The following is a 26,804-nucleotide window of genomic DNA, read 5'->3' as shown; positions in this document are numbered from 1 at the left end:
GCATTTCTTTCTACAGAATGACTGGTCGGAACCTTCATCAGGACTGAAATGCGGTTTTTTCCGACCCGTCTTCATACACGGCATGTCAAAAAAAGGCGAGCCAACGGGTTCGCTTTTTTTGTGCACCACTTGCAACGATCAGCTGCTCGACAGGCTTCATGTCCCGCGCTGGCGAACCAGCTTGCGAGGGATCCGTGATACGCGTCACTGTTTCATGCACCAGGCAATGGGCAGTGACGCATTGTCGGCTTAATTACCGAGAGTCTTGAAGTAAGCCGCGTGTGCCTTGGAAAATTCATAGTTATTGAATTTGTCCCAATTCACTGACCACGTCATCAACCCACGGAACGTAGGGTAAGCCTGGGCCGGCTTGTAGCTGCCGCAGCTCGTACCCTTGACCAGGCAATCGAACGCCTTCTGTGTGTCGGCCGTCGTCATCTGACCGCTACCGGCTGCTTGCACGTTTGCCGGAAGACCAAAACCTACCTGGTCTGGACGCAAACCCGGCCAGAAGTTGGCGGCGTTGCCTTCGATCGGGAAGCCCGTGATCATCATGTCAGACAAAGCCACGTTGAAATCAACGGTGCCTGCACTGTAGTAAGTGCCATTCGCGCCGGCGACAGGGCCGGAATTATAGTGCTGCGCATGCACGATGGTGAGGAAATCCCGCACTGCGTGGATCACTGGAAGATACACGCCATTCCGGGTATCGGCCCCACCCCAAACGCCAGAGCCGTAGAACATACGTCCGCCATGGAGCAACAGCGTTTCTGGTGCCATGGTGAGAACGAACTTGGCGCCGTACTTTGCTTTTAGGGTTTTCAATGCAGAGATCAAGTTGACCACGACTGGTGTAGTCGGGTTCTTGAAGTCCCTGTCGCCATTATTCAGATAGATGGAATGGCCCTCGAAGTCGATATCCAGACCATCAAGGCCCCAGCGATCGATAATCGCCGACATCGATTTGACAAATGCATCGCGTGCTCCGGTGGACTCCAGAGAAACCTGGCCATTTGCGCCGCCGATTGAAATCAGCACTTTTTTGCCTGCAGCTTGTTTGGCCTTGATTGCTGCGAGGAAGTCCGCGTCGCTTTCAGCGTTCGGGCACTCAGCCACCGGACAACGGTTGAAGTGCAGATTGCCGGAGGTAGCAGAATCCGGTTCTGCAAAGGACAACTGGATAATGTCCCAATCGTTCGAAACGTCGGCCATACGAATGTAGCCAGAGCCGTTTGCAAAGCTTGCGTGCATATACCCAACTAGCACTTGTTTCTTCATGCCTGTTGGCGTTGGTGTCGGCGTCGGCGTTGGCGTCGGCGTTGGCGTCGGCGTCGGCGTCGGCGTCGGCGTCGGCGTTGGCGTTGGCGTTGGCGTTGGCGTTGGCGTCGGGGTAGGAGTCGTACTGCAGGTTCCGCCGGTCGTCCACAAGGTTGGGGTGTCCTTCGGATTCCAGTTGGTGCCGGCATAAGCGGTGTGGGTCGACAGCGCCTTGTAGGTAATACCAAGGTAGCTCACCACCTGGCCAACCGTGTACGTTTTGCCTTCGGCCCACACCGCGCACGTGGTTGGCGTTGGCGTTGGCGTTGGCGTTGGCGTTGGGGTTGGGGTTGGCGTAGGCGTGGGGGTTGGCGTTGGCGTAGGCGTGGCTCCGCAAGTGCTGGTCACCGTCCATGGCTTGCCGCTGCCTGCAGAACCATTGCTGGTCGATGGATTGTTGCCTTGTGTCCAGAACGCTGCTGTGTAATTAATGCCGTTGTAGCTGACGGTCGCGCCGCCGTTGTAAGCCGTGGCGCTCGACCAGGCTGCATAACATACCGTTGTGGTAGCGAGCAGGGCCGTCTGGCGTTGAGGAGGCGTGTCGGCGGCGGTGCCGCCGCCGCAGGCGGCGAATGTGCCGCCCATCAGACCGGCAACAAGGGTGTTAATGAGGGTACGGTTCAAGGCTGTCTCCATATATTCTAGTTATTGAGATGTCCACCAAACATGGACGGTAGTGCCGACCCAACCGCCGTCGCCAAATTGCTAATGGCGACCAGTGCATCGCGCAGGCAAAAGTCGTTTAAATAGGATTGGGCGTTGCTACGAGTGAAGGATGCGAGCCTTGAAATTGGTAGTCAAGTGGTTTTATTTTATTGCTTAGATAACCAGACCAATTTTGCGAAATCTTTGAAGTTGAAGAGGCTTAGGCCCAGCGACCGTGCGGGGAGAAATGCATACCAATTTTATAGATTTTCGCATTGGTATTGCTGCGAAGATGGTGAAGATTGGTCGTGTTTGCTTTCTCACCCCGCGCTGCAGTCCTCGTAAAACTCGTTGACACTCAATTAGTTGCAGTACGAAATCATGGAAAATAATGCGCACGGCAACGGGGCGGGCCAGGAGAGGTCACTGAGATTGAGAGAATTTGAAGAAAAAAAAGCGAGCCAACGGCTCGCTTTTTTTGTGCACCACTTAAAAATCAGCGCTGCTCGACGGACTTGACGTCGCGCGCTGGTGAACCGATGAACAGCTGACGCGGACGGCCAATCTTCTGCTCCGGATCTGAAATCATCTCGTTCCATTGCGCGATCCAGCCAATGGTGCGCGCCATCGCAAAAATACCCGTGAACAGCGACACCGGAATACCCAGCGCCGATTGGACGATACCGGAGTAGAAGTCGACGTTCGGATACAGCTTGCGCGACACGAAGTATTCGTCTTCCAACGCAATTTTTTCCAGCGCCATGGCTAGCTTGAACAAAGGGTCGTCGTGCAAGCCGAGTTCTTCCAGCACTTCGTGGCAGGTTTCGCGCATCAGCTTGGCGCGCGGGTCGAAGTTCTTGTACACGCGGTGACCAAAACCCATCAGCTTGACGCCGGAGTTCTTGTCTTTGACCTTGGCGATGAACTCAGGGATATTGTCGACGGTGCCGATTTCCTTGAGCATGTTCAGTGCCGCTTCGTTGGCGCCGCCGTGAGCCGGGCCCCACAGGCAAGCGATACCGGCAGCGATACAGGCAAACGGGTTCGCGCCCGACGAACCGGCCAGGCGGACGGTCGAGGTCGATGCGTTCTGCTCGTGGTCTGCGTGCAAAATCAAAATGCGGTCCAGCGCGCGTACCAGCACCGGATTGACGACATACTCTTCGCACGGATTGCCGAACATCATGCGCATGAAATTGGCGCTGTACGACAGGTCGTTGCGTGGATACACGAACGGCTGGCCAATCGAATACTTGTACGACATGGCAACGAGCGTCGGCATCTTGGCGATCAGGCGGATCGCCGATACTTCGCGGTGATGCGGGTCGTTGATGTCGAGCGAGTCGTGGTAAAACGACGCCAGTGCGCCGACGGTGCCAACCAGGACCGACATCGGGTGCGCGTCACGACGGAAACCGCGGAAGAAAAATTGCATCTGCTCGTGCACCATGGTGTGCTTGGTCACGGTGTCGCTGAACTTCTGGTTTTCGGCCGCGTTTGGCAGTTCGCCGTTCAGCAGCAGGTAGCAGGTTTCCAGGAAGTCGCATTTAACGGCCAACTGCTCGATCGGGTAACCGCGGTACAGCAGCTCGCCCTTGTCGCCGTCGATGTAGGTGATCGACGAATTGCAAGCCGCCGTCGACATGAAGCCCGGGTCATAGGTGAACTTGCCGGTCTGCGCATACAGCTTGCGGATGTCGATGACGTCCGGGCCGATGGTGCCCTTGTAGATCGGCATTTCGATGGGCGTGCTGCCATCGGAAAAGGACAGTGTTGCTTTAGTATCAGAGATGTTCATGGCACTTCCTTCTTGGGAGGTGAAGTCTTCAAAATAAAAATTACGAAACTGGTCGTTACTGGTCGCTACCGCTCGTTACGACAGCGGCTCACCCTATGCCTGGCGCAAGCGCGCCAGCAAGGCGCGCACATGCGGCAGATCGACTTCACCTTCGGGCTCATGGCGCGCCAGGATCAAGTCCATCAGCGGGTTGTCCGCCAGATCCAGCAAGCGCGTAAGCGCGTCGACTTCCTCGTCGGTAAGGCTTTCCTCGTTCGCATCAAGAAAGCGCGTGAGGATGATGTCATTCTCGAGCAGGCCGCGGCGACTGCGCCAGCGCAGCCGGGCTCGGTTTGCCGGATCGGATTGATGCGTAGTCACACTTGAGCCTGTCATTCGGTCGACACTATACACCGCCTGCGATTTATAAGCAGTACGGTACTTTTACTGTATAAAACACGCCGATTTTGCCGCTGTTAGCCCTATGTTGACGGGCTTGGCTTGTTGCGAAGGGGCACGGCACAGCGCGCCCCTTGCCTGCTCAGCGGCAAATCCCACTTAAATTGCGCGCCGTACCATCAGTTCCTTGATCTTGCCGATCGCCTTGTTGGGATTTAATCCCTTAGGGCAGACGTCGACGCAGTTCATGATCGAGTGGCAGCGGAACAGGCGGTACGGGTCTTCCAGGTTGTCCAGGCGCGCGCCGGTCGCTTCGTCGCGCGAGTCGGCGATAAAGCGGTAGGCTTGCAAGAGCCCGGCCGGGCCGACGAACTTGTCCGGATTCCACCAGAACGACGGGCAGGAAGTCGAGCAGCAGGCGCACAGGATGCACTCGTACAGGCCGTCGAGTTCTTCGCGTTCGGCCGGGGTCTGCAGGCGCTCTTTTTCAGGCGGAATCGAGTCGTTGATCAGGTACGGCTTGATCGAATCGTACTGCTTGAAAAATTGCGTCATGTCGACGATCAGGTCGCGGATGACCGGCAAGCCCGCCAGCGGACGCAGCACGATCGGCTGGGTCAATTCGTTCAGGTTGGTGGTGCATGCCAGACCGTTCTTGCCGTTGATGTTCATCGCGTCCGAACCGCAGACGCCTTCGCGGCACGAGCGGCGCAGCGAGATCGAATCGTCCACATCGGACTTGATGCGCTGCAGCGCGTCGAGCAGCATCTTGTCGGTGTCTTGCAGTTCGACGGTCACGTCTTGCATGTACGGCTTGGCATCCTGGTCGGGATTGTAGCGGTAGATTTTCAGTTTTACAGTGCGTGTCATGGTAATGACCTTAGAAAGTACGTGGTTTCGGCTTGAAGGTATCAACCGTCAGCGGCTTGGTGATCACAGGCTTGTACTCGAGGCGATTGCCCTCGGAGAAGAACAGCGTGTGCTTCATCCAGACGTCGTCGTCGCGCGTCGGGTAGTCGCTGTGCGCATGGGCGCCGCGCGATTCCTTGCGAGCTACCGCCGAGGTGATGGTCGCTTTCGCCGTTTCGATCAGGTTGTCCAGTTCCAGCGCTTCCACGCGGGCGGTGTTGAACACCTTGGATTTATCCTTGAACGAGACATGCTTGCGGCGCTCGTCAAGCACCATGATTTCCTTGTAGCCCTGGGTGAGCAGCGCATCGGTACGGAACACGCCGCAGTACTTCTGCATCGTGGCGCGGATCGCGTTGGCAACGCCCTGCACGCTTTCCGTGCCGGTCGACGTTTCCAGCCGCTCCATGCGGCCCATGGCATAGTCGGCGGCGCCGGCCGGCAAGGGCTTGTTGTCCTTTTGCTTCAGGTTCGACGCGACAATGTGATTGCCCGCAGCGCGGCCGAACACGATCAGGTCGAGCAGCGAGTTGGTGCCCAGGCGGTTGGCGCCGTGCACCGACACGCAGGCGCATTCGCCAATCGCGTACAAGCCACCCACCACAGCCACCGGATTGCCGTCTTTTGGTGCGACGACCTGGCCGTGGATGTTGGTCGGAATGCCGCCCATCTGGTAGTGAATCGTCGGCACCACAGGAATCGGTTCCTTGGTCGCGTCCACGTTGGCGAACTTGTGGCCAATTTCCAGAATCGAAGGCAGACGTTTGGCGATGGTCTCGGCGCCGATATGGCGCAGATCCAGCAGCACGTGGTCTTTCAACGGACCGCAGCCGCGCCCTTCCTTGATTTCCTGGTCCATCGAGCGCGACACAAAATCGCGCGGCGCCAGGTCTTTCAGGGTCGGCGCATAGCGCTCCATGAAGCGTTCGCCATCGCTGTTGATCAGGATGCCGCCTTCGCCGCGCACCCCTTCGGTAATCAAGACGCCCGCGCCGGACACGCCGGTTGGGTGGAACTGCCAGAATTCCATGTCCTGCAGCGGCAGGCCGGCGCGCGCCGCCATGCCCATGCCGTCGCCGGTATTGATAAAGGCGTTGGTCGACGCTGCAAAAATACGGCCTGCGCCACCGGTCGCAAAGACGGTGGTCTTCGCTTCCAGGATCATGCATTCGCCCGTTTCCATCTCAAGCGCAACCACGCCCACGCAGTCGCCGTCGGCGTCGCGGATGATGTCGATCGCCATCCACTCGACGAAGAAGTGGGTGCGGGCGCGCACGTTGCGCTGGTACAGCGTGTGCAGCAGCGCGTGGCCGGTACGGTCAGCCGCCGCGCAGGCGCGCTGCACTGGTTTTTCGCCGAAGTTGGCGGTGTGCCCGCCAAAAGGACGCTGGTAAATGGTGCCGTCAGGGTTGCGGTCGAACGGCATGCCGAAGTGTTCGAGCTCGTAGACGACCTTGGGTGCTTCTCGGCACATGAATTCGATCGCATCCTGGTCGCCCAGGTAGTCGCCGCCCTTGACGGTGTCGAACATGTGCCAGTACCAGTCGTCCTCGGACATATTGCCGAGCGAGGCGCCGATGCCGCCCTGGGCCGCCACGGTGTGCGAACGGGTCGGGAACACTTTCGACAGCACGGCCACGTTCAGGCCGGCTTCCGCCAGTTGCAACGACGCGCGCATGCCCGAGCCGCCGGCGCCGATGATGACCGCATCGAAGCGGCGGGTAGGTAAACCTTTTTTGATTGCCGACACGATTACAGCCCCCAGAGAATTTGTACGGTGTAGAAGGCGCAAGCGACCAACCACAAGATGGTGATGATCTGCAAGGTCAGGCGCAGGCCGACTGCCTTCACGTAGTCCATCCAGATATCGCGCATGCCAACCCAGGCGTGGTAGTACAGCGCCAAGAAAGTGACCAGGCTAAACAGCTTGAACCACTGCTGTGCGAACAGGCCGGCCCAGCCTTCATAGGTGAAATTTTGGCCCGTCAGGAAAGCGCCCAGCAGCGTGAAGGTGTAGACCATCATGACAACGGCGGTGATGCGCTGCGCCAGCCAGTCTTTCAGGCCGTAGTGGGCGCCGACGACGAGGCGCTGTGTGCCAACGTTATTTTTAGCCATTAGAAAACTCCGAACAGTTTGAGACCGGCGAGCGCGGTCAGCAGCAGGCTGAGGATGAGCACGGTCACGGCGCTATTGCGCGACGAATCTTTTTCAATCGCCAGGTGCACGTCCATGAACAGGTGGCGTACGCCGGCGCAGAAGTGCTGCATGTAAGCCCAGATCAGGCCGAGCAGGAGTACCTTGACCAGCGGGTGGCCCAGGATGCCCTTGAAGTACGCGAACGACATTTCCGACTGCACGCTCGAGTGGAACAGGTAGAGCAGGAATGGCAGCATCAGGAACATGCCGGCGCCGCTGATGCGGTGCAAGATGGATACCCAGCCGGCCGGCGGCAGGCGGTAATTGCGCAATTCCGTAATATGGATGTTTCGGAATTCGGGCCGTTCTTTTCGTGGTACTTCTTTCACGGCTTCGGACATAACAAACCTCCCCTTGACTGACTTTTTAAATGTGTAACTCGTAATTATCACCAATTTTGGTGTGCTGCACCAATATCTAAACTGGTATTGGGGAAAATAAGCGGGACATCATGCAACTTCTGGTACTTTCTTCGTGGTAGTCATTTTAAACGCTATGCATAATTCGTGCTGCCGGCGGGGGTATCGTCGATTCGGTACAAGCATGTCAAAGCCGGCGCCTCCCCACATCGTCCTCGCGCAGGCGGGGACCCATGGAACTGTTGCACAGAGCCGATGTTCCATGGGCCCCCGCGTGCGCGAGGACGATGTGGTGGCCTGGCATTGCGTCGCACTTAAGCCATCATTTCTACCTCACCAACTACGACAGATCATTCTGATAATGATGATGCGACGTCAAGTAAATCCCCCGGCGCAACTCCACCGCCTTGTCCCCATACGTGTACGACACCCGCTCCGCGCACAGCAGCGGGGTACCCTCGGCCACATGTAAAAACTGCGCGGCGCCGGCATCGGCCGCCACGGCCCGTATCTTTTCATTCGCGCGGATCATGCGCGTGCCGAACTCCGATTCGAACAGTCCATACATCGGCCCCTTGTATTCGACCAGCCGTTCCGCGGTTAGTCCCTTGAACAGCAGACCCGGCAGCCACATTTCTTCCAGGATGGTCGGCGCGCCGTCGAACGACATCACGCGCTTGATGTACACCACCGAGTCGCCGGACTTGAGTTCGAGCAGGCGCGCCACTTCGGCCGGCGCGCGCATGCGCTTGACTTCGATGATCTTGTTGTCGGGCTGGTGCGGTACGCCTTCGTCGGGCATCAGCCGCAAAAAACGAAAGTGCGCGCGCGCCTCGTGGTGGGTCGAGACGAACGTGCCCTTGCCCTGGCGCCGCATGACGATATTTTCAGCGGCCAGCTCGTCGATCGCTTTGCGCACCGTGCCCTGGCTGACCTTGAAGCGCGACGCCAGCTCCACTTCGCTAGGGATCATTTCGCCCGGCTTCCACTCGCCCGACTGCAGACCCTGCGTGATCAGGGCCTTGATTTGCTGGTAAAGCGGACTAAAGGTGGGCGCACTGCCCGCCGCGGTGCCGGACATGCCCGTCCCGCTGGCCGTAGTACCATTGGTGCTTGTCGGAGGGTTGAGGACTGTAGTCATAGACAGCGATTTCAACACAAAAGGGCTTTCCAGTCTAGTAATAATCACTCTAGGTTATGTGTCTTATATAAGACATATGATACGAATTGACAGATCACTCACACAAGCCTACACTCGCGGTCAATCCGGCATGCGCGCGAGCGGGCAATGCACGATACCCAGAACGCCAGTTTTGGTATCATGTTGGTTTTCCGAACAAGCGTATCCTCCTGCTTCGACCGTTTTCTTTCCCACTTGGAGATTCACATGGCTAAAACCCCACTGCGCGTTGCCGTTACCGGCGCGGCCGGCCAAATCGGCTATTCCCTGCTGTTTCGCATCGCTAACGGCGATATGCTGGGCAAAGACCAGCCAGTCATCCTGCAATTGCTCGAGATCCCCGACGAGAAAGCACAAAAAGCGCTCAAGGGCGTGATGATGGAAGTTGACGATTGCGCCTTCCCGCTGCTGGCCGGCATGACTGCCCACGCCGACCCGATGACCGCCTTCAAGGATGCCGACTTCGCCCTGCTGGTCGGCGCCCGTCCGCGCGGCCCCGGCATGGAACGCAAGGACCTGCTCGAAGCGAACGCCCAGATCTTTACCGTGCAGGGCAAGGCCCTCGACGCTGTCGCTTCGCGCAACGTCAAGGTACTGGTGGTGGGCAACCCGGCCAACACCAATGCCTTCATCGCCATGAAATCGGCGCCGTCGCTGCCGGCCAAGAACTTCACCGCCATGCTGCGCCTGGACCACAACCGCGCGCTGTCGCAAATCGCGGCCAAGACCGGCAAGCCGGTCGCGTCGATCGAAAAGCTGTGCGTATGGGGCAACCACTCGCCAACCATGTACGCCGACTACCGCTTTGCGCAAATTGACGGCGCGTCCGTCAAGGACATGATCGGCGACGACGCCTGGAACCGCGACACCTTCCTGCCAACGGTCGGCAAGCGCGGCGGCGCCATCATCGAAGCGCGCGGCCTGTCGTCGGCAGCATCGGCCGCCAACGCGGCGATCGACCATATGCACGACTGGCACATCGGCACCGACGGCAAGTGGACCACCATGGGCATTCCATCGGACGGCTCGTACGGCATCCCGGAAGGCACCATGTTCGGCTTCCCCGTCACGGTTGCCAATGGCGAGTACACCATCGTCCAGGGCCTGGCCATCGATGAATTCTCGCAAGAGCGCATCAACCTTACGCTCAAGGAATTGACCGAAGAGCGCGAAGGCGTTGCCCACCTGCTGGCGTAAGCAGTGACGCGCCGCCTCGCCCCTGTCGGGCGAGCGGCGCTGTTTTGCCTAAAAAGTTGACTATGCACCCATCCGAGGTTTTATTCCAGGGCAAACGACAGCCCCTGCTTCTGCCAGCCTGCGATCACTACGCCGGTTCCGAGAAGCTGATGCTCAAGTCGATGGCCTTGCAACAAGAGCTTGGTCCCTTGTTCGACATCACGTTCGATTGCGAAGACGGCGCCACCGCCGGCGCCGAGCCGGAACACGCCCAGCTGATCGTGCGCCTGTTGAACGATGAGGCGAACAAACTCAATCGCATCGGCGTGCGCGTGCACGACGTCGAGAGCGCATTTTTCGCCGGCGACGTCGCCGTCATCGTCGGCGGCGCCGCCCAGCGCCTGGCCTATGTGGTGCTGCCCAAGGTCGACAGTGTCGACGACGTTGCCCGGGCCATCGAGCTGATCAACAAGCATGCCGCCAAGGCGGGCCGCGACAGCATGCTGCCGGTGCACGTGCTGATCGAAACCCACGGCGCCCTGCGCGACGCCTACGCGATTGCCGCCCTGCCCCAGGTCGAGTGCCTGTCGTTCGGCATCATGGATTTTGTCTCGGCCCACTACGGCGCCATTCCCGGCGCCGCCATGCGCACGCCGGGGCAGTTCACGCACCCGCTGGTGGTGCGCGCCAAACTTGAAATCGCCGCTGCCTGCCACGCCCACGGCAAAATCCCGTCGCACAATGTCACCACCGACGTGCGCGATTCGGCCGTGGTGGCCAATGACGCCCAGCGCGCCGCCGTCGAATTCGGCTTTACCCGAATGTGGAGCATTCACCCGGACCAGATCAAGCCGATCATCAAGGCGTTTACGCCGCGCCTGTCTGAAGTGAACGAAGCGACCAATGTCCTGGCCGACGCCATCAAGGCACAATGGGGCCCGATTTCGCAAAACGGACGCTTGCATGACCGCGCCAGCTATCGCTATTATTGGACAGTTCTTCAGCGCGCCAAGCTTGCAGGCCTCGCGTTGCCCGACGCCGCCATCGCAATTATCAATTTCGACACCAACCCGGAATCCACCTGATGTCCCACCTGATCAGCAAGACCCTGCTCGCCCTTGGCATTGCCATGGCAGCACCAGCAATTTGCGCGGCCCCTGCCGCGGACACCAAAAAGCCAGCCAAAGCCAAAGTCAAGGCCAAAGGCAACGCCAAGAAATCGGAAGACGACGCCGGCGCACTGGTCCCGACCACGCCGGAAGCAGAGCCTGACGTTACCGACAACAAGGTCGTGCAATTTACCTGCGAACTTGGCAACACCGTCACTGTCTACAATAACGAAACGGACGCCAGCTCGATCGCGGTGCGCTGGAGAAAGCGCCTGCATCGCCTGAACCGGGTCGGCACCACCACGGGCGCGCAGCGTTACGAAAATCCGAATTTCGGCCTGGTCTGGATCGGCATTCCTTCCAAGGGCATGCTGCTCGACTCCAAGCTCAATCGCCAACTGGCCAATGAATGCAAGAACGCTGAACAGGCAAATCCGCTGTTGATGGCGGACGGCGCCAAGACCGCACCGGCGCCACTGGTTGCACCGGTGGGCGGCACGGTTGTTGTGCCCATGTTGCCGGCGGGCGCCGTTGCGCCAGCGCCAGGCACGCCTGGGGTAGCTGCGGCCGCCGCAACCGGCGCTGTTGCGGCGCCGGCGGTGGCAGGCGCGGTTGTTGCGTTGCCGGTGGCAGGGTCCGTTGCCGCGCCAGCTGTGGCCGGTGCGCCGGTTACTGCGGGCGTTGCCGCGCCAGTTAAAGCTGGCGTTGCAGCGCCGGTGGCTGCCGGCGTGGCCGTTCCCGTCACTGCCGGGGTCGCGGCGCCGGCAACAGCCGCTGTTGCAATGCCGGTCAAACCGGCGGGCGCAGCGCCGGTTGCTGCGGGTGTTTCTACCCCGACGGTTGTCGCCGCCCCTGCAGGCGCGGTAGCGGGTTCGGCTGTGGTTGGCGCGCCAATCGCCCCCGCCACCAAGGCTGTTGGCGCAAGCCCGGTCGCGACTGGTATGCCAGCGCCAGCTGTTCCTGCGTCAGTTCAGCCATCGGTTGTGGCATCGCCCGCAGCGCCTGTGGCCGTAGCACCAGCAACGCCGGCACCGGCTGCCAGCGCAACCATGGCGCCGCTGTTCAAGCCGACCGGTGCGAGCGCACCAGTGCAGAGCGCCCCGGCAGCCGCACCGGCACCTGCGCCGGCTCCTGTTGTTGCGACGCCAGAATCGACCCCGCCGGCGCCGAGCGGCACGATGGCGCCACTGTTCAAGTCGACCACGACGGCGCCAGTCAAGCCGGCAGCAGTCCCATCGACGGGCACCACGGCGCCGCTGTTCAAGCCGTCCGCCACCACGCCGCCAGTGCAGCCAGTACCACCGGCGGTAACGCCGCAAGTGCAACCGACGCCGGTCCAGCCGCTGATGGTGACGCCGCAGGTGCAGCCACCTGCAAGTGCGCCCGCAGTGCAGCCACTGGTTCAGCCACTGGTTCAGCCACTGGTTCAGCCAATGAGCGTCACGCCGCCAGCGCCGGTCAAGCCGGGGACCGTCACGCAGAAAACCTACGAACCGAAAATTCCCGCGACGACGCCATCGGCGCCGGTTGAGCCGGCCACGACGGAACCACAAATCAAGCCATAAGTACGCAAACAAGATGCGTCGCATAGACGCATCGCATTACAGTTATCAATAACAAAATACCCCACTGAAGGAGAGGTCATGTCCCGCAACACTCTGAACACGCTCAAGGATTTCAAACTGTCAGCCGGCCAGAAAGGCAAGTTCTACTCGCTGCCAGCACTCGAGAAAGCCCTGGGCGTGAACATCTCGCGCCTGCCGGTGTCGATCCGTATCGTTCTCGAATCCGTGCTGCGCAATTGCGACGGCAAGAAGGTGACCGAAGAACACATCAAGCAGCTGGCAAACTGGGCGCCGAATGGCGATCGCACCGACGAGATTCCTTTCGTCGTGGCGCGCGTTGTGCTGCAGGACTTCACCGGCGTGCCGCTGCTGGCCGACCTGGCTGCCATGCGTAACGTGGCAAGCAAAATGGGCTTGAACCCGAAGAACATCGAGCCCCTGGTGCCGGTGGACCTGGTGGTCGACCACTCCGTCACGATCGACCATTACCGCGAGAAAAACGCGCTCGACCTGAACATGAAGCTGGAATTCTCGCGCAACAACGAGCGCTACCAGTTCATGAAGTGGGGCATGCAAGCGTTCGATACCTTCGGCGTCGTGCCGCCGGGTTTCGGCATCGTCCACCAGGTCAACCTCGAGTACCTGGCGCGCGGCGTGCACAAAGCCGGCGACACTTACTTCCCTGACACCCTGGTCGGCACCGACTCGCACACCACCATGATCAACGGCATCGGCGTGGTTGGCTGGGGCGTGGGCGGCATCGAAGCAGAAGCGGGCATGCTGGGCCAGCCGGTTTATTTCCTGACCCCTGACGTGATTGGCGTGAACCTGACCGGCGCGCTGCGCGAAGGCTGCACCGCGACCGACCTGGTGCTGACCATCACCGAAATGCTGCGCAAGGAAAAAGTTGTCGGCAAATTCGTCGAATTCTTCGGCGCCGGCACCGAAACGCTGTCGCTGACCGACCGCGCCACCATTGCCAACATGGCCCCGGAATACGGCGCGACGATGGGCTTTTTCCCGGTCGACGACGCCACCATCGAATACTTCGAAGGCACCGGCCGCACCGACAAAGAAATCACCGCCTTCAAGAGCTATTTCAAGGCGCAGGGCATGTACGGCGTGCCACGCGCGGGCGACATCGACTACACGCGCGAAGTCTCGCTCGACCTGTCGACCGTCACGCCATCGCTGGCAGGCCCGAAGCGTCCGCAGGACCGTATCGAAATCGGCAACGTGCGCAACAACTTCATTGAACTGTTCTCCAAGCCAACCACGGAAAACGGGTTCAACAAGAACCCGGCCGACCTGACCAACCACTACGAGACCACCAACGGCGTCAACGTCAAGAATGGCGACGTGCTGATTGCCGCGATCACCTCGTGCACCAACACCTCGAACCCGAGCGTGCTGCTGGCGGCCGGCCTGTTGGCCAAGAAGGCTGTCGAAGCGGGCCTGACGGTCGCACCACACATCAAGACGTCGCTGGCCCCCGGCTCGCGCGTGGTCACCGAATACTTGACCGCAGCCGGCCTCATGCCGTACCTGGAGCAGCTCGGCTTCGGCCTGACCGCGTACGGCTGCACGACCTGCATCGGCAACGCCGGCGACCTGACGCCTGAACTGAACGCAGCCATTGCCGAGAACGACATCGTCGCTTCGGCCGTACTGTCGGGCAACCGCAACTTTGAAGCGCGGATCCACCCGAACATCCGTTCCAACTTCCTGGCCTCGCCGCCGCTGGTAGTCGCTTACGCGATTGCCGGCAACATGACGGTTGACCTGATGACCCAGCCGGTTGGCAAGGGCACCAACGGCAAGGACGTTTATTTGGGCGACATCTGGCCAACCTCGAAAGAAATCGGCAAGCTGATGAAGTTCGCGATGAACTCGGAAGTGTTCAAGGCAAATTACGCCGACGTCAAGGGCGCGCCGGGCAAGCTGTGGGAAAACGTCACGACCACCGAAGGCCAGGTCTACAACTGGCCGAAGTCGACCTACATCGCCGAGCCGCCGTTTTTTGACAATTTCGAAATGATCCCGAAAGCGGCTGCGACCGGTATTTCGGATGCCCGCGCGCTGGGCGTGTTTGGCGACTCGATCACCACCGACCATATTTCGCCAGCCGGTTCGATCCAGGAAAACGGCCCGGCGGGCAAGTGGCTGCTGGCCAACGGCGTCATGAAAGCGGACTTCAACTCGTACGGCTCGCGCCGCGGCAATCACGAGATCATGATGCGCGGCACCTTCGCCAATGTGCGCATCAAGAACCGCATGATCCCGGCCAAGGCCGACGGCTCCGCAGTAGAGGGCGGCATCACGATTCACCAGCCGAGCGGCGAACAGATGTCGATCTACGACGCGGCCATGAAGTATGTCGGCGACGGCGTACCGACGATGGTGTTCGGCGGCGAAGAGTACGGCACCGGCTCGTCGCGCGACTGGGCGGCCAAGGGCACCCACCTGCTGGGCGTGAAGGCGGTTATCGTGCGTTCGTTCGAGCGTATCCACCGTTCCAATTTGGTGGGCATGGGCGTGCTGCCGCTGCAATTCATCGGCGACGACAGTGTGGTCACGCTGGGCATCACCGGTGACGAAACGTTCGACTTGAAGGGCCTGGAAGGCGAGATCAAGCCGCAGCAATTGGCAACGCTGGTGATCAAGCGCGCCAACGGCGACGTGCAGGATGTCAAAGTCTTGCTGCGTATTGATACCCCGATTGAGGTCGATTACTACAAGCATGGCGGCATTCTGCCGTTCGTGCTGCGCCAACTGCTGGCCGCATAAACCAGACTTCATCAGCACACAAAACGCCGGGTTTTCCCGGCGTTTTTTTTGGCAGTCTAGTTATATTTATATTATTATTGTTTCAATGATAAAATTGACTCACTTCGACGTTCGGTGACTGAAGAACTTGCTTCCGCGCCCGGTGTCGCTGACCGCAATGTCCTAATCGAAAAGGCTCTCCTCTTGGCAATCACTGCAACCGCCGGCACCGTTTCTGCCTCAGTCAAACCGAACCGGCCCTCTTTGGCTGACATGCAGTTGCACTATCCTGCAACTAATGTTTCGCGCGATTTCCTCTACAACGGCAAGATCAAGGGTGAGTTTATCGGTCAGGAGAAAACAAAATACCTGCAGAACACCTGCGCGACCCGAATGTCGTATGCACTCTTGAAAAGTGGATTTGCCCTATCTAAAACCGCCGACCAAGATTCCAGCATGCGTGGCGCTGATGGCAAGTGGTATTGGATCCGATTGAATGAATTGCGGGATGAACTCGTAAAACGTTTTAAGGGATTCGATGCCGAGCTGAAGTTCGATCCGATCCCGAAGGAAGCGACGGAATGGCATCCAAAATTTCTTGAGGTTTGCGCCGCGCGCAAGGCAAAGGGTCAACAATTCATAAACACACAGTTAGCGGGAAAAAGCGGAATCATCGTGTTCAAGGTTGCGGGCTGGGAGCTCGCCTCCGGCCACTTCACGATGTGGGATGGCAAAAAAAAGGAGCTTGCTTTTGCCACAACCCATGGGGATCCTAGCAACATGCACTACTATTTCTGGTTCACCTATATGGGAGACCTTGGCCTTGGACCAATCGAGTATGTGACCCATATTGGGTTCTGGGAGCTGAAATGAGAGCTTTTTGTATCGGTATTCTGCTGACCCTGGCTTGTTTGGCCAGCGGGACTGCTGCGAACGCGTCCAACAACAAAGTGACCTGTCCCAAAGGCAAATGGACCGCAGCCTGTTTCGAACACAAGGCAGAGGAAAGACGCATCAAGCCGGAATATCTGGGCCGCGTAAAATTTCAGCGGAACGGCTTTGCTGTCGTCCATCTCGAACCGTACGAAACGGTAGCGGTCAACCGAAAGGGGATCGTGGTCGTTCCTGGCATCGAATCTGGCAATTACGATTATCGGGACGCAGAAGGCGGCATTGCGACCTTTTCGGTCCCGGCAAAAAAATCAACAAGCAAATTTGATCAGTACAACTGCGGCTTTTTTCGGCTGTCCGACTTCAAGATCATCATTCCTCCCATCTATAACCGCTGTGGTTCGTTTCACCAGCAAAAGGCATTCGTTTGCAAAAACTGCAGACCGGACTGCATAGAGTGCAATAGGGAAGCGTACTATGGCGGCGAGGGTTTTGTAATTAACAAGAAACACGAGATTTTGAAACGTGTTTCGCTACCCAAACTCCCCAGTTGCAGCACAGTAGAAGGCGTCGGGGGCTATCCGAAAGATCAGCCGTGCCGGCCACCGGATGGGCTGGCTGGGGACTAGATTTCCAAGAAAGCGTAAAGACAATGTGCGACTCAGAAAGAATCTATGGCTGGTGAAATCATTCGGCAAGGCGATCCTACCGATCACGGCGGCAAGGTGCTGGAGGGTTCGATGACGGACATCTGCCACGGCAAGCCGATTGCCTACATAGGCCATAAAGTGTCCTGCCCAAAATGCAAGGGAACTTTCCCGATCATCGAGGGAGTCTTGACGACCACGTTCTACGGCAAGGGTGTGGCGCTCGCGGGGATGAAGACATCCTGTGGCGCCACGCTCGTCGCCACCCAGTTTACCGATATCGTCGACACGGGCGGTGGATCATCCGCCGGCGCGGCTGCCGCAAAATCTGCTGCAGCTACAGCCGCCCTGGCGGATGCCGCAGCAGTTGCAGCGGTTGCCGCCGCAGTGAGCGCGCCTTCCCCAAAAGCGAAAAAAGATGACGACAAGCAGAAAAAAGTCACGGCTGTTTCATGGTCTTACGGCGCTGAGGAAACCCCGGTCAGCGGTGTTTCGCGCTTCTACGTAGACCTGAATTTGCATGTGAAGACGGAAAACTATGCACCAGGCGAGATGGTCGACATTCTGATTGAAGATGATCGGGGCGCGGACGTGCTTGAAGGAGTGAAGAAAATTACTTTACGTGCCAAGGTCGGCGCTGATGGCAGTGCCAAACTGATGAACGCGTTCGCCGGCAAAACGCTGATCACTGTTCATGAAGAGGCGGCGGCATGAGCGGAGGGTGTAAATAATTTCGCTCGCCGCATGGCGTCGCTAGCGCAGCCGTTCACAGAAACGCCGGGTTCGCCCGGCGTGTTTTTTGCGCCTGCGATGTGTATGCACACAGGCGCTCTTATCATCTGACCAACCCGATTTCCCCTCTTCTTGCGCTGTCTTCATCCTCCTATTCGGAATGCACTACAATAGGGCCGATAAGGGTTTATCATTGTTCGAAACACCAGCTCAGTCCATCCACTTAAAAAAGATCCTTATTCGCCATGCGTCGTCCATCCAAAGATTCTTCTCATAAACTGTCGGCCGAAAGCCAGCGGCTGGTCAGCATCAGCCAGGCAATCGTGCAGGCTGCCAGCCGCATCGAAGAGCGGGCCCTGGAACGCCAGTTGGATACGCAACTTCAAAAGCTGCTCAAGACCGGCCATCAGGACACCGTCGACACCACCCTCAACGTACTGTTCAAGGAAGACCTGAACGCCTACGACACGCTGATGGAAGGCGTCGAAGCGGTCAGCGAATCGTCCGTCATGGTCGACCAGCACGAAGGCGTCGAAACCACCTACCAAGCGCTGTTGGTGGCCGCGCCCATCCTCGCATGGACGCGCTTTTCTATCGCTTCGGGCACTATCCCGGCCGACATCCTGTCCACGCTGTCGGCCCATTTCGGCGCCCACCTGCTGGCCGATGGCGTGCGCATGTCAATGGCCCCTACCCTGTTCGCAATCGACCAGCTGCCGCGCACCCACGCCGAAACCTACGCCGCCACCCACAAGCTGGCGCAGGCCGCCTATAAGGGCACTGCCATCAAACCCATCGCCAAGCCGGCTGAAACCGCGCCCTTTTTGGCCGACACGCGCTACCTCTTGATCGCCGTCGTGGCGCCGCTGGGCGCGCCGCTGTTTCGCTGGCAGGCGCCGCAGCACCAGATGAATTTCACCATCGAACGCGCCAACGCGCTCGAGCAGTGGCGCACCCAGGCCACCGACACCGTCACGCGGCTCTTGCCTGGCTGCGGGATCGAACTGCTGCTGCCCGAAGCGTATTACGTGGCCTGCCGCGAAGCCGACAAACTGATCCGCCCGGTCTCGATCCGCGCTGCGATTCACTACCTGACCAATACGCTCGGCGTTGAACCGTCCGACCTGCGCGCCGTCGTCGCCGGCTTTGGCGAAGAGTCGGCCGAAGGCCAGATCGACGAATACCGCGTCGGTTTTACCATGCGCCAGGCGACGGATGTCATCTACGGCATCGTGTGGCCGCTGTATGGCCAGGAAGACGAAGACGGCACGCCAATTGAAGGCTTGATCAGCGCCGGCATCGGCGGCCTGGAAGACCAAAAGGCGCCGCTCGACGAAATCCTCGCCCACCTCAATGACGCGGGCGTCACGCACGTCAAGCGCCACAGCGAACGCTATATCGCCGAGTATTGCGACGATTGCGGCGGGCCGCTGTTTGCGGATCCGGTCGGTGAGCTGGTGCATGCCGAAATGCCCGACGATGCGCCGGCGGGCAGTGAGCACTTCCACTGATCGATTCAAAAAACCCGGGGCCTCCGGGTTTTTTTTCGTGGCACTTCATGGCGTAATGCGCTACGCTTTTACGCCCTACGTAGCGCTTGCCGGGTATCGCGTGGAACGTAGGGCGGAAAAGCGCGCAGCGCGCCATTCCGGCAAGCGCCGCCAACGGCCCCGCTCCCACCGGTGCTATGATCTGCGCAAACAAACGCGGAATGCATCATGATTCAATTCGACGCCCTTACCAAAACCTACGGCGCCTTTGCCGCCGTCAAGCCGCTCTCGCTCACCGTCCGGCCCGGCGAGGTGTTCGGCTTCCTTGGCCCGAACGGCGCCGGCAAGACCACCACCATCCGCATGATGATGGGCATCCTCGCCCCGAGCGCCGGGCGCGTGCTGATCGATGGCTTCGACTGCCACAAGGACGCCACCGACGTCAAACGCCGGGTCGGCTACCTGCCCGACAATCCGATTTTTTACGACTTCCTGCGCGGTCGCGAAATCCTGCAGTTCGTCGCCGAGATGCACGGCTTTCCAAGAGGCCAGGCGCAAGAGCGTGCCGCGCGGTTGCTCAAGGAACTCGGTCTGATGGACGTGACCGAAGAATTTGCCGTCAACTATTCCATGGGTATGAAGAAAAAGCTCGCTCTGGCCTGCGCGCTGATCCATGATCCCGCCGTGCTGATCCTCGACGAGCCCATCAACGGGCTCGACCCGCGCGCCTCGCGCGACGTGCAAGAGCGCCTGCTGGCAGCGGCCGCGCAAGGCACCACCATTTTTGTGTCGACCCACTTGCTCGACATGGCCGAAAAGCTGTGCGACCGGGTCGCCATCATCCACCACGGCGCGCTGGTGGCTACCGGCACGCTTGACGACATCCGGGCCAGCGTCTCGGCTGGCGGCTCGCTGGAAGAACTTTTTCTCAAGATCACTGACGACAGCGGCGAGCCGGCTAAATGACGGCGCGGCGCGCAACCACGCCCGCACGCGCCATCTGGCTCATCGCGCGCCTGCGCCTGCAGCGCCTGGCAAACATGGTGACGCGCTTTCGGTTCGGCCCAAAAAAACCGGGCAGCCGTCCCGCCACGCCTGCCAAGCAGCGCATCGGCTGGGTGCTCTCGGCATTGCTTGCCATGGCGATGCTGCTGTCGGTGCTGAATGTGTCGCGCCAGTCGATGCTGAACATGCAGTGCTTTTTGGCGCCCGCGAGCGCCTGCCTGCAGGTGCGGCACAACGGCGAGCCCGCGCGCGTGAACCTCGATGCGGCGGCCGACGAGCTGCATGCCGGGCCGCTCGCGCCACCAGTCCGGGCGGCACTGACGCTGCAGCTCTCGCTGCTGTTCCTGGTGAGCGTGATGCTGCCCCTGAGCAGCCGGGCGATTGCCGCTGCCGACTGGGACCTCGAATGGCTGGTCACGCTGCCAGCGCGCCGCGCCACGCTGCTGCGCGCTCGCGTGTTCGAACGCACGCTGGTCAACCCGACCGGCTGGATCCTGCTCGCGCCGTGCTGCACGATGCTAGCCTGGTATGCGGGCTTTCGCTGGAGCGCAGCATGGATCGGCGCCGCTGGCGCCCTGCTGCTGCTGCTGCCGCTGGCGGCCATGCTGCGCACGCTGGCCGACACCGGCCTGCGCATGTCGCTCGCGCCCTCGCAGCTGCGCAATGTGCAGGCCGTGATGGCAGTCGTGGGCTTGCCGTTCATGTACCTGGCCTACGCCTTCGGCACCATGCATGCCGGCTCACCCATCCTCGCCATCGCACGCAGCGCGCCGCCATGGATGCTGTGGACGCCGCCCGGACTGCTGCTGCGCACCATCGACGCCGCCACGCCAAGCGAAGCGCTCGCCCGGCTCGCCTTGTTGCTGCTTGAGCTGGCGGCGCCGCTGTGGGCCGGCATGCATCTGCTGCGCTACCAGCTCCGCCACGGCGTGGTGGCGGCCGGCGCCCGCGAAAGCGCCCGCAGCACGCCGCGCACTGCGCCCGCCGGCCGGTTTGCGCGCCTGCTGCCCGCCTCGCCCATCAAGCGGCGCGAACTGCGCCTGCTCAGCCGCGACCGCAACTTCCTGATCCAGAGCCTGCTGCTGCCGCTGATCATCGTCGGCAGCCAGCTGCTGTTGACCGGCTCGCCCGATGCGCTGGCCGAGATCGCCAGCAGTCCCAAGTTCATGGCGGGCATGGCCTTTGGCATCGGTTCGTACATGCTGTTGCTGTCAGCCTTCCAGACCTTGAACAACGAGGGCCAATCGCTGTGGATGCTGTACACCTTTCCCCGTTCGCTGGAAAGCGTGCTCAAGGAAAAGGCGCAATTCTGGGCCGCGCTGGCACTGGTCTATCCGCTGCTCATCCTGGGCGCGGCGCTGTGGTTTGCGCCCGGCATGGCGGCGGCCACGCTGAGCCGCTTTGCGATGGTGCTGGCCGGCGTGCCGATCTTTGCGGTGATCGCGGTCGCGCTTGGCGTGTTTGCCTGCGATCCGCTGGCAGAAGACGCGCGCAACAAGATCAAGCCAAGCTACAGCTATCTGTACATGATGCTCTCCGGCCTGTACATATATGCGGTCAGTGCCGACCTCTGGTCCCACAAGCTGGTGCTCCTGGTGCTGATGGCCTCGCTCGCCGCCGCCTTGTGGCAAAAGGCCCGCGACCAGCTGCCCTACCTGCTCGACCCGGCTGTCGCGCCGCCGGCGCGCGTATCGACTGCCGACGGCCTGATTGCGGCAATGCTGTTTTTTGTCTTGCAGGGCGCGATCCTGCTGGCGTTCACGGCACTGGCAAAAGTACCGCCGGGCGAAGCGCTGGTGGTGGCTTTTAGCGCCAGCGGCGTGCTGGTCTACGCCACCATGAGGCTGGTCTACTGGCTGGGAAAAACCGGCGGCGTGCCTGCCATGCTGGCAGGTCCACCAGCCGCAGCGCTTGGGTGGGCCTTGGGGGGTGGCGCCGCGGCTGCCGCCTTCGCACTGGGCTACCTGCACTTGATCGCACGCTGGCAGCTGTTCCCGGACGCTTTTGGCGCGGCCGGCAAGCTAGAAGGCTACTTGCTGTTCCTGCTGGCCGTGGTGGCCGCGCCCCTGTGCGAAGAATTCATTTTTCGCGGCCTGGTCTTTGGAGGCTTGCGCCGTTCGATGGGCCTGGTGCCGAGCATGCTGATGAGCAGCGCGCTGTTTTCCATCATCCATCCTGCGGCGTCGGTGCTGCCGGTGTTCGTGCTCGGACTGTGCACGGCCTACGTGTACGACAAGACGCGCGCCCTGCTTGCGCCAGTGCTGGTGCATGCGCTGTACAACGCCGTTGTGCTCGTGCAGTAACCGGTCTACCTCACTGTCTGCCTGACTATGAATTTAACCATGAACGTTCGCATGACCGCCTGTCGCCTCCTCCTTGCGCTGACTGCCTGGGTGCTGCTGGCAGAAGGCGCGTGGGCGTGCCGAGGGCCGTTTTCCGACCCTGGGCATGTCAAACTGGAGCGCTACGAGCAAGCGTTTTTGGGTAAGGTGCTGGCCGTTGGGAAAGGCGCGCCGGTGAACGCCGGCATGCCCAACGCCTATACCCCGGAGCTGACGATCATCCAGGTGACGCGCACCTGGGGCAAGCATCGCGCAGCAACGCTGATCATCAACGATGTTTTTCTTGCCGTTGGCGGCCCCGATTGCGTGCAGCTTTTGTTGCCGAAGGTGGGCGAACAATGGCTGGTTGTCGCTACCGAGCTGCCGACGGGCGAATTCGCATCCTCGTCATTAAAAAGTTTCCCGATAGTCGGGCCGGCCGACGACCTTCCAGACTTTGCCGCGTTCAAGAAAAAGCATGGCGCAGGACGAGCGCCCGGCGTTGCTACACCATGTCCTGCACCAGGCTCGCAGAAGCAATATCAAGCTGCGTCAGGCCCTCGCGCCCGTAGTCAAGATACACCCGGGTGCCATCGCGCTGCCCCCTGATGCCGACGACGACTGCGCCCCCCAATTCAGGGTGCCGGACCGCTTGCCCGATCTTCTTGTTAAATGGAAGATAGGGGCAGGTCCACTGCAATCCCAGCAGCGATGGCGCCGCATGATCGTAGCGGCGGATAAAATCGATCACCTCGACCTCCCCCTTATGGCGCTCGATGAGCGCGTCAAGACCGGGATCGCGCTCCAGCAAGGCGAGAATCAAGTGGGCTGCCGGCGAGACGCGAACCAGCGTCGGCGCCTCCGATAATTCACGGTTGCAGCCAGCAAGGTCGCGGCAGCGGTCGAGAAATGGCAGCACCTGGCCAAGCAGCAAGGGTGCCAGCGCCTGCACGGCGGCGTCAACCTGCGTGATGTCGGCCACTTCAAAGGCTGACTTGCGGCCATCGGGAAAGGCATGGAGCGCCACCGAGAACGTGGCGCTGGCGGCAAAGGCATCCGGATCGTCCCGCTTGCCCACCAGCGGCACGACGATCGCTTCGAGCGCGTCGTAGCGCACCAGGAAGGACATTCTGAATTCCCAGGCATCGAAGCGGCTGTTGATCGCAAAATGCACGCGCTGGCGAGCGCCTTCGAGCAAGCGCACGCAGTTGCCGCCGGCCTGCTCGCGCACGAAGCCGTGGGGCGCGAAGATATTGAGCAAGGCGGCGTTGACGGCGTAGCGCGCGTCGGCCTTGGTCATCCTGGTCACCCAGCTGGTGTAACCCAGGTCATACTGCGCAACGCTCGGCAGAACGGCGTCCGAGGCCGTGCGCACGCGCCGGTAAAATTTGTCGTAGGTGTGCAGGCCGAGGCTGCGCGCGGTCTCGAACACAAAGTCGGTGACCTTTTGCTCGTTCTGCGATACGCCCAGGATGAAGACGCGCGCATCAGTCACGCCGGTAACGACGCCGTCGATCCAGACATCGTCCGCCTCGGCCGCGTAAAGGTCGTTCGGGAAGCGCTCCATCAGGCGCGCCGCCAGGACAAGAAACGTCGGGTTTTGACCCACGGGCGCGGCCGGCGCCGCAGCGATCAGGCTCCTTGCCTCGTCCACGCTGCGCGGCTCCGGCCCCTCCCACAGGTAGATGAAATTCATTTCATGCGGTCCAGGCCGAATACGGCAGCTTGACCAGGCTGGAATTGAAATAGCGCCGGTCGTGCGTGACTTCCGCGCCGATCCAGTCGGGCTTGTCGAAGCGCTGGTCTTCGGTCGCCAGTTCGATTTCGGCCACCACCAGGCCCGCGTTGGCGCCCAAAAACTCATCGACTTCCCAGATGTTGCCGGCAAAGGCAATCCGGCGCCGGTATTTTTCGATGATGGGCTGGTGGCACAGGCGCTCGAGCAATTCGTTGGCGTCGGCCAGCGCAATCGGATACTCCCATTCGCCCCGCGTGGCGCCCGTGCTCAAGCCCTTGATGGTCATGGTGCCTTGTTCGCCTTCGACGCGCACGCGCACGGTGCGCTCCGGGTCCGACGACAAATAGCCCTGGCGCAGCAGCACCGGCTCGCCCAGCGCGCGCCAGGCGTCGCCGGTGAGCAGGAACTTGCGCTCGATCTCGACGCCCACGGTCAGTCCAGCGAGCTGAGGATAGGCTGCAGGATTGCCTTGCCCAGCTCGGCACTGCGCGGGCCATTCCAGCCGGTGTAGGCATCGGGCAAGTCGGCATTGTCCTTGAACGGCATTTCCAGCGTCAGCGACAAACACTTGAAGGTGTGGCCGATGTACTTGGAAGCGAGCGTGAGCATGTCTTCGTTGTACTTGCTGGCGGCATAACCGTGGACGTTCTGGAAGTCCGGGCTCGACAGCATGTACTGGTCCACGAACGCTTTTTGCTTGGCGGCGCGCTCGGGCGTGAAGTCGGCCAGCATTTCGTTGCCAGCGACGAAGTTGTAAGGCAATGCTTCGTCGCCATGAATGTCGAAGAACATGTCGCAGCCGACTTCATGAATCTTGTTTTTGACGCACAGTACTTCGGGGCTGCGTTCAAGCGACGGCGTCATCCATTCGCGGTTGAGGTTGGCGCCGGCCGCGTTGGTGCGCAGGTTGCCGCGCACCGCGCCGTCGGGATTCATGTTCGGCACGATGTAAAACACGGCGCGCTGCAAGAGCTTGCGCGCGATCGGGTTGGCGGAATCGAGCAGCGCATCGATCATGCCTTCGACGAACCATTCAGCCATCGTCTCGCCCGGGTGCTGGCGCGCGATGACCCAGATTTTTTTCTCGGCCGCAGGGTTGCCAATGACGACCAGGTTCATGTCGCGACCTTCGATCGAGCTGCCCAGGTCGTGCACGCGCGCGATGGGATTGTCGGCCACTTCGCCCAGCAGCGTCAGGTGGCGTTCCCACGAGTACGGCTCGAAGTAGGCGTAGTAGACGCTGTCGAGCTCGGGCGTGTGGGTGACCGTCATCACCTGGCCGTCAAAGGTGGTGGGCACGCGGAACCAGTTTTCGGTGTCGTAGCTGGCGGCGACCTGGTAGCCTTGATACCCGCCCGGATAGGTAGCCTTGCCGGCATTCAAGAAGCGGATCGTGCAGGCCTGGTCGCGCGCGCCTTGCAGGCGGAAGTGAAACCACTGGTGGATGTCTGCGTGCGAATCGGCGCGCAAGTTCAGGTCGATCTGGTGGGCATTGTTGGCCTGTACCACTTCGATGGCGCCGGAATCGAATTGCTGGCTGATTTTGATAGGCATGAAGGCTCTCTTGTTAGTGGTTTCACAATGAAGGCATGATACCGGATTAAACGTCGGCTGACGCTGCCAGGAAATCGATGAGCGCGCGTATTTTGAGGGCAATATGGCGCCCCGGCACATACACCGCGTGAATCATGCGCCGGTGCGGATCGCCCACTTGCCAGTCGGCCAGCACGGGACGCACGCGGCCGTCGGCCAGCGCGGCGCGCGCCGCAAAGTCGCTGACCAGGCCAATGCCGCCGTCCGCCTCCACCGCCGCCATCACCGCCGCGCTGTTGTTGATGGTCACGCGCGTTGGCACCGCCACGCTGGCGGTCTCGGCGCCGCGCTGCATGCTCCAGCTGCCGCCCAGCTCCGCATGGCGCAGGCAGATGCAGCGGTGATTGGCCAGCTCGGCCGGCGTGGCGGGCACGCCGTGCGCGTCGAGGTAGCCGCTTGAAGCCACCAGTACATACGTCAGCGCGCACAATGGCCGCGCGGCCAGGCCTGGCGCCAGGTCGCGCGCGATGCGGATGGCCAGGTCTTCGCCCTCCTCGATCAAGTCGACGGTACGGTCGACCAGGGTCAGATGGACGTCAACGTCGGGATACCGGGCCAGAAAGAGCGGCAGACGGGGCGCCAGCCACATTTGTCCGAATACGATGGGCGCGGTCACGCGGATCACGCCGGTGGGCTGGGCGCTGTAGCGGCCGGCCAGGGCATTAACTTCACGCGCTGACGCCAGCATGCGCGTGCAGCCGGCATGGACCTGCGCGCCCAGTTCGGTCAGCGACAGCGAGCGGGTGGTGCGCTGGAGCAAGCGGGCGCCCATATGCGCCTCGAGCCGCGACACGTGGCGGCTGACGGCGGAGGTCGCGATGCCGAGCTGGCGCGCCGCTGCCGAAAAGCTCCCGCTATCGACAACCTGGGCAAAAATCGCCATTTCCTTGAGAAGTTCCATGATTTCACGGCGTTCTCAAAGACCAAGTGCAACACCTTCTGCTGTAAGGTGCCGCCATGGCAAAAATCTACAAACATCTGACTAC

Annotated in this window: 23 protein-coding genes; 11 read left to right on the top strand and 12 right to left on the bottom strand. The window is 60.7% G+C overall.

Translation table 11 applies throughout. The features are described from left to right. Nucleotides 1-249: 249 nt before the first annotated feature. The 8 genes from ACP7BV_RS05670 to ACP7BV_RS05635 all read right to left on the bottom strand — a co-directional run bounded on the left by ACP7BV_RS05670 (nucleotide 250) and on the right by ACP7BV_RS05635 (nucleotide 8,686). Nucleotides 250-1,941: a chitinase gene (locus ACP7BV_RS05670; RefSeq protein ID WP_426102400.1), complete on the bottom strand. Its 1,692-nt coding sequence runs from the start codon at nucleotides 1,939-1,941 to the stop codon at nucleotides 250-252. Between the two features lie 517 nt (nucleotides 1,942-2,458). Next, nucleotides 2,459-3,760 carry a citrate synthase gene (gene gltA / locus ACP7BV_RS05665; protein ID WP_426102398.1) on the bottom strand — a complete coding sequence of 434 codons (1,302 nt, stop codon included), beginning with the start codon at nucleotides 3,758-3,760 and terminating at the stop codon, nucleotides 2,459-2,461. A gap of 93 nt (nucleotides 3,761-3,853) precedes the next feature. Beyond that, on the bottom strand, nucleotides 3,854-4,135 hold the full coding sequence (locus tag ACP7BV_RS05660) for a succinate dehydrogenase assembly factor 2 (protein WP_426102396.1): 282 nt from the start codon (nucleotides 4,133-4,135) through the stop codon (nucleotides 3,854-3,856). Nucleotides 4,136-4,297: 162 nt separating this feature from the next. Continuing rightward, nucleotides 4,298-5,008, bottom strand: a complete 711-nt coding sequence (locus ACP7BV_RS05655; RefSeq protein WP_426102394.1) for a succinate dehydrogenase iron-sulfur subunit — start codon at nucleotides 5,006-5,008, stop codon at nucleotides 4,298-4,300. Nucleotides 5,009-5,018: 10 nt separating this feature from the next. Further along, a complete protein-coding gene (gene sdhA / locus ACP7BV_RS05650; RefSeq protein ID WP_426102392.1) occupies nucleotides 5,019-6,797 on the bottom strand; it encodes a succinate dehydrogenase flavoprotein subunit in 1,779 nt (592 codons plus the stop codon). Between the two features lie 2 nt (nucleotides 6,798-6,799). Continuing rightward, entirely contained in the window at nucleotides 6,800-7,165 is a 366-nt protein-coding gene (sdhD, locus tag ACP7BV_RS05645; protein WP_426102390.1) for a succinate dehydrogenase, hydrophobic membrane anchor protein, read from the bottom strand. Next, on the bottom strand, nucleotides 7,165-7,587 hold the full coding sequence (sdhC, locus tag ACP7BV_RS05640) for a succinate dehydrogenase, cytochrome b556 subunit (RefSeq protein WP_426102388.1): 423 nt from the start codon (nucleotides 7,585-7,587) through the stop codon (nucleotides 7,165-7,167). The genes sdhD and sdhC overlap by 1 nt, the downstream gene beginning before the upstream one ends. Before the next feature lie 358 nt (nucleotides 7,588-7,945). Continuing rightward, nucleotides 7,946-8,686: a GntR family transcriptional regulator gene (locus tag ACP7BV_RS05635; protein ID WP_426102386.1), complete on the bottom strand. Its 741-nt coding sequence runs from the start codon at nucleotides 8,684-8,686 to the stop codon at nucleotides 7,946-7,948. A 306-nt stretch (nucleotides 8,687-8,992) separates the two neighbouring features. Here ACP7BV_RS05635 and ACP7BV_RS05630 point away from each other — a divergent pair, with 306 nt between their 5' ends. The 11 genes from ACP7BV_RS05630 (at nucleotide 8,993) to ACP7BV_RS05580 (ending at nucleotide 23,096) form a co-directional block, all read left to right on the top strand. Further along, a complete protein-coding gene (locus tag ACP7BV_RS05630; RefSeq protein WP_426102384.1) occupies nucleotides 8,993-9,982 on the top strand; it encodes a malate dehydrogenase in 990 nt (329 codons plus the stop codon). Nucleotides 9,983-10,044: 62 nt separating this feature from the next. Further along, nucleotides 10,045-11,046, top strand: coding sequence for an HpcH/HpaI aldolase/citrate lyase family protein (locus tag ACP7BV_RS05625; RefSeq protein WP_426102382.1), 1,002 nt, complete (start codon nucleotides 10,045-10,047; stop codon nucleotides 11,044-11,046). Further along, entirely contained in the window at nucleotides 11,046-12,635 is a 1,590-nt protein-coding gene (locus ACP7BV_RS05620; protein WP_426102380.1) for a hypothetical protein, read from the top strand. The genes ACP7BV_RS05625 and ACP7BV_RS05620 overlap by 1 nt, the downstream gene beginning before the upstream one ends. A 78-nt stretch (nucleotides 12,636-12,713) precedes the next feature. Beyond that, nucleotides 12,714-15,422 (top strand): aconitate hydratase AcnA, encoded by a 2,709-nt coding sequence (acnA, locus tag ACP7BV_RS05615; protein WP_426102378.1) that lies wholly within the window; start codon nucleotides 12,714-12,716, stop codon nucleotides 15,420-15,422. Between the two features lie 114 nt (nucleotides 15,423-15,536). After that, entirely contained in the window at nucleotides 15,537-16,274 is a 738-nt protein-coding gene (locus ACP7BV_RS05610) for a T6SS effector amidase Tae4 family protein (protein ID WP_426102376.1), read from the top strand. Next, nucleotides 16,271-16,921 (top strand): WG repeat-containing protein, encoded by a 651-nt coding sequence (locus ACP7BV_RS05605; protein WP_426102374.1) that lies wholly within the window; start codon nucleotides 16,271-16,273, stop codon nucleotides 16,919-16,921. The genes ACP7BV_RS05610 and ACP7BV_RS05605 overlap by 4 nt, the downstream gene beginning before the upstream one ends. Nucleotides 16,922-16,966: 45 nt before the next feature. After that, on the top strand, nucleotides 16,967-17,653 hold the full coding sequence (locus ACP7BV_RS05600) for a PAAR domain-containing protein (protein ID WP_426102372.1): 687 nt from the start codon (nucleotides 16,967-16,969) through the stop codon (nucleotides 17,651-17,653). Between the two features lie 263 nt (nucleotides 17,654-17,916). Further along, nucleotides 17,917-19,182 carry a DUF2863 family protein gene (locus ACP7BV_RS05595; RefSeq protein WP_426102370.1) on the top strand — a complete coding sequence of 422 codons (1,266 nt, stop codon included), beginning with the start codon at nucleotides 17,917-17,919 and terminating at the stop codon, nucleotides 19,180-19,182. 207 nt (nucleotides 19,183-19,389) lie between these two features. Next, on the top strand, nucleotides 19,390-20,127 hold the full coding sequence (locus tag ACP7BV_RS05590; protein ID WP_426102368.1) for an ABC transporter ATP-binding protein: 738 nt from the start codon (nucleotides 19,390-19,392) through the stop codon (nucleotides 20,125-20,127). Then, nucleotides 20,124-22,469 (top strand): CPBP family intramembrane glutamic endopeptidase, encoded by a 2,346-nt coding sequence (locus ACP7BV_RS05585; RefSeq protein WP_426102366.1) that lies wholly within the window; start codon nucleotides 20,124-20,126, stop codon nucleotides 22,467-22,469. Before ACP7BV_RS05590 ends, ACP7BV_RS05585 begins: the two co-directional genes overlap by 4 nt. A 39-nt stretch (nucleotides 22,470-22,508) precedes the next feature. Then, a complete protein-coding gene (locus ACP7BV_RS05580; protein WP_426102364.1) occupies nucleotides 22,509-23,096 on the top strand; it encodes a hypothetical protein in 588 nt (195 codons plus the stop codon). Here ACP7BV_RS05580 and ACP7BV_RS05575 read toward each other — a convergent pair. The 4 genes from ACP7BV_RS05575 to ACP7BV_RS05560 are packed head-to-tail and all read right to left on the bottom strand — an operon-like array spanning nucleotide 22,993 to nucleotide 26,719. Continuing rightward, nucleotides 22,993-24,183 carry a hypothetical protein gene (locus ACP7BV_RS05575; RefSeq protein ID WP_426102362.1) on the bottom strand — a complete coding sequence of 397 codons (1,191 nt, stop codon included), beginning with the start codon at nucleotides 24,181-24,183 and terminating at the stop codon, nucleotides 22,993-22,995. The genes ACP7BV_RS05580 and ACP7BV_RS05575 overlap by 104 nt on opposite strands. A gap of 1 nt (nucleotide 24,184) precedes the next feature. Then, nucleotides 24,185-24,655 carry a CYTH domain-containing protein gene (locus ACP7BV_RS05570; protein WP_426102360.1) on the bottom strand — a complete coding sequence of 157 codons (471 nt, stop codon included), beginning with the start codon at nucleotides 24,653-24,655 and terminating at the stop codon, nucleotides 24,185-24,187. 2 nt (nucleotides 24,656-24,657) lie between these two features. After that, nucleotides 24,658-25,779 carry a M14 family metallopeptidase gene (locus ACP7BV_RS05565; RefSeq protein WP_426102358.1) on the bottom strand — a complete coding sequence of 374 codons (1,122 nt, stop codon included), beginning with the start codon at nucleotides 25,777-25,779 and terminating at the stop codon, nucleotides 24,658-24,660. A 46-nt stretch (nucleotides 25,780-25,825) separates the two neighbouring features. Continuing rightward, a complete protein-coding gene (locus ACP7BV_RS05560) occupies nucleotides 25,826-26,719 on the bottom strand; it encodes a LysR family transcriptional regulator (protein ID WP_426102356.1) in 894 nt (297 codons plus the stop codon). Nucleotides 26,720-26,804 lie beyond the last annotated feature (85 nt).

The organism is Massilia sp. TSP1-1-2, from assembly GCF_049896185.1.
In the GTDB taxonomy this organism is placed as follows: Bacteria; Pseudomonadota; Gammaproteobacteria; order Burkholderiales; family Burkholderiaceae_D; genus Telluria_A.
The sequence above is the reverse complement of the archived record's forward strand: the minus strand, read 5'-3'. Positions and strand labels throughout refer to the sequence as shown.

Excerpts from the sequence above, each read along its gene's own strand:
- gltA (WP_426102398.1), bottom strand. The coding sequence starts at position 3,760 with ATGAACATCTCTGATACTAAAGCAACACTGTCCTTTTCCGATGGCAGC.
- ACP7BV_RS05660 (WP_426102396.1), bottom strand. The coding sequence starts at position 4,135 with ATGACAGGCTCAAGTGTGACTACGCATCAATCCGATCCGGCAAACCGA.
- ACP7BV_RS05655 (WP_426102394.1), bottom strand. The coding sequence starts at position 5,008 with ATGACACGCACTGTAAAACTGAAAATCTACCGCTACAATCCCGACCAG.
- sdhD (WP_426102390.1), bottom strand. The coding sequence starts at position 7,165 with ATGGCTAAAAATAACGTTGGCACACAGCGCCTCGTCGTCGGCGCCCAC.
- sdhC (WP_426102388.1), bottom strand. The coding sequence starts at position 7,587 with ATGTCCGAAGCCGTGAAAGAAGTACCACGAAAAGAACGGCCCGAATTC.
- ACP7BV_RS05635 (WP_426102386.1), bottom strand. The coding sequence starts at position 8,686 with ATGTCCGGCACCGCGGCGGGCAGTGCGCCCACCTTTAGTCCGCTTTAC.
- ACP7BV_RS05630 (WP_426102384.1), top strand. The coding sequence starts at position 8,993 with ATGGCTAAAACCCCACTGCGCGTTGCCGTTACCGGCGCGGCCGGCCAA.
- ACP7BV_RS05625 (WP_426102382.1), top strand. The coding sequence starts at position 10,045 with ATGCACCCATCCGAGGTTTTATTCCAGGGCAAACGACAGCCCCTGCTT.
- ACP7BV_RS05620 (WP_426102380.1), top strand. The coding sequence starts at position 11,046 with ATGTCCCACCTGATCAGCAAGACCCTGCTCGCCCTTGGCATTGCCATG.
- acnA (WP_426102378.1), top strand. The coding sequence starts at position 12,714 with ATGTCCCGCAACACTCTGAACACGCTCAAGGATTTCAAACTGTCAGCC.
- ACP7BV_RS05605 (WP_426102374.1), top strand. The coding sequence starts at position 16,271 with ATGAGAGCTTTTTGTATCGGTATTCTGCTGACCCTGGCTTGTTTGGCC.
- ACP7BV_RS05600 (WP_426102372.1), top strand. The coding sequence starts at position 16,967 with ATGGCTGGTGAAATCATTCGGCAAGGCGATCCTACCGATCACGGCGGC.
- ACP7BV_RS05595 (WP_426102370.1), top strand. The coding sequence starts at position 17,917 with ATGCGTCGTCCATCCAAAGATTCTTCTCATAAACTGTCGGCCGAAAGC.
- ACP7BV_RS05590 (WP_426102368.1), top strand. The coding sequence starts at position 19,390 with ATGATTCAATTCGACGCCCTTACCAAAACCTACGGCGCCTTTGCCGCC.
- ACP7BV_RS05585 (WP_426102366.1), top strand. The coding sequence starts at position 20,124 with ATGACGGCGCGGCGCGCAACCACGCCCGCACGCGCCATCTGGCTCATC.
- ACP7BV_RS05580 (WP_426102364.1), top strand. The coding sequence starts at position 22,509 with ATGAACGTTCGCATGACCGCCTGTCGCCTCCTCCTTGCGCTGACTGCC.
- ACP7BV_RS05575 (WP_426102362.1), bottom strand. The coding sequence starts at position 24,183 with ATGAATTTCATCTACCTGTGGGAGGGGCCGGAGCCGCGCAGCGTGGAC.
- ACP7BV_RS05565 (WP_426102358.1), bottom strand. The coding sequence starts at position 25,779 with ATGCCTATCAAAATCAGCCAGCAATTCGATTCCGGCGCCATCGAAGTG.
- ACP7BV_RS05560 (WP_426102356.1), bottom strand. The coding sequence starts at position 26,719 with ATGGAACTTCTCAAGGAAATGGCGATTTTTGCCCAGGTTGTCGATAGC.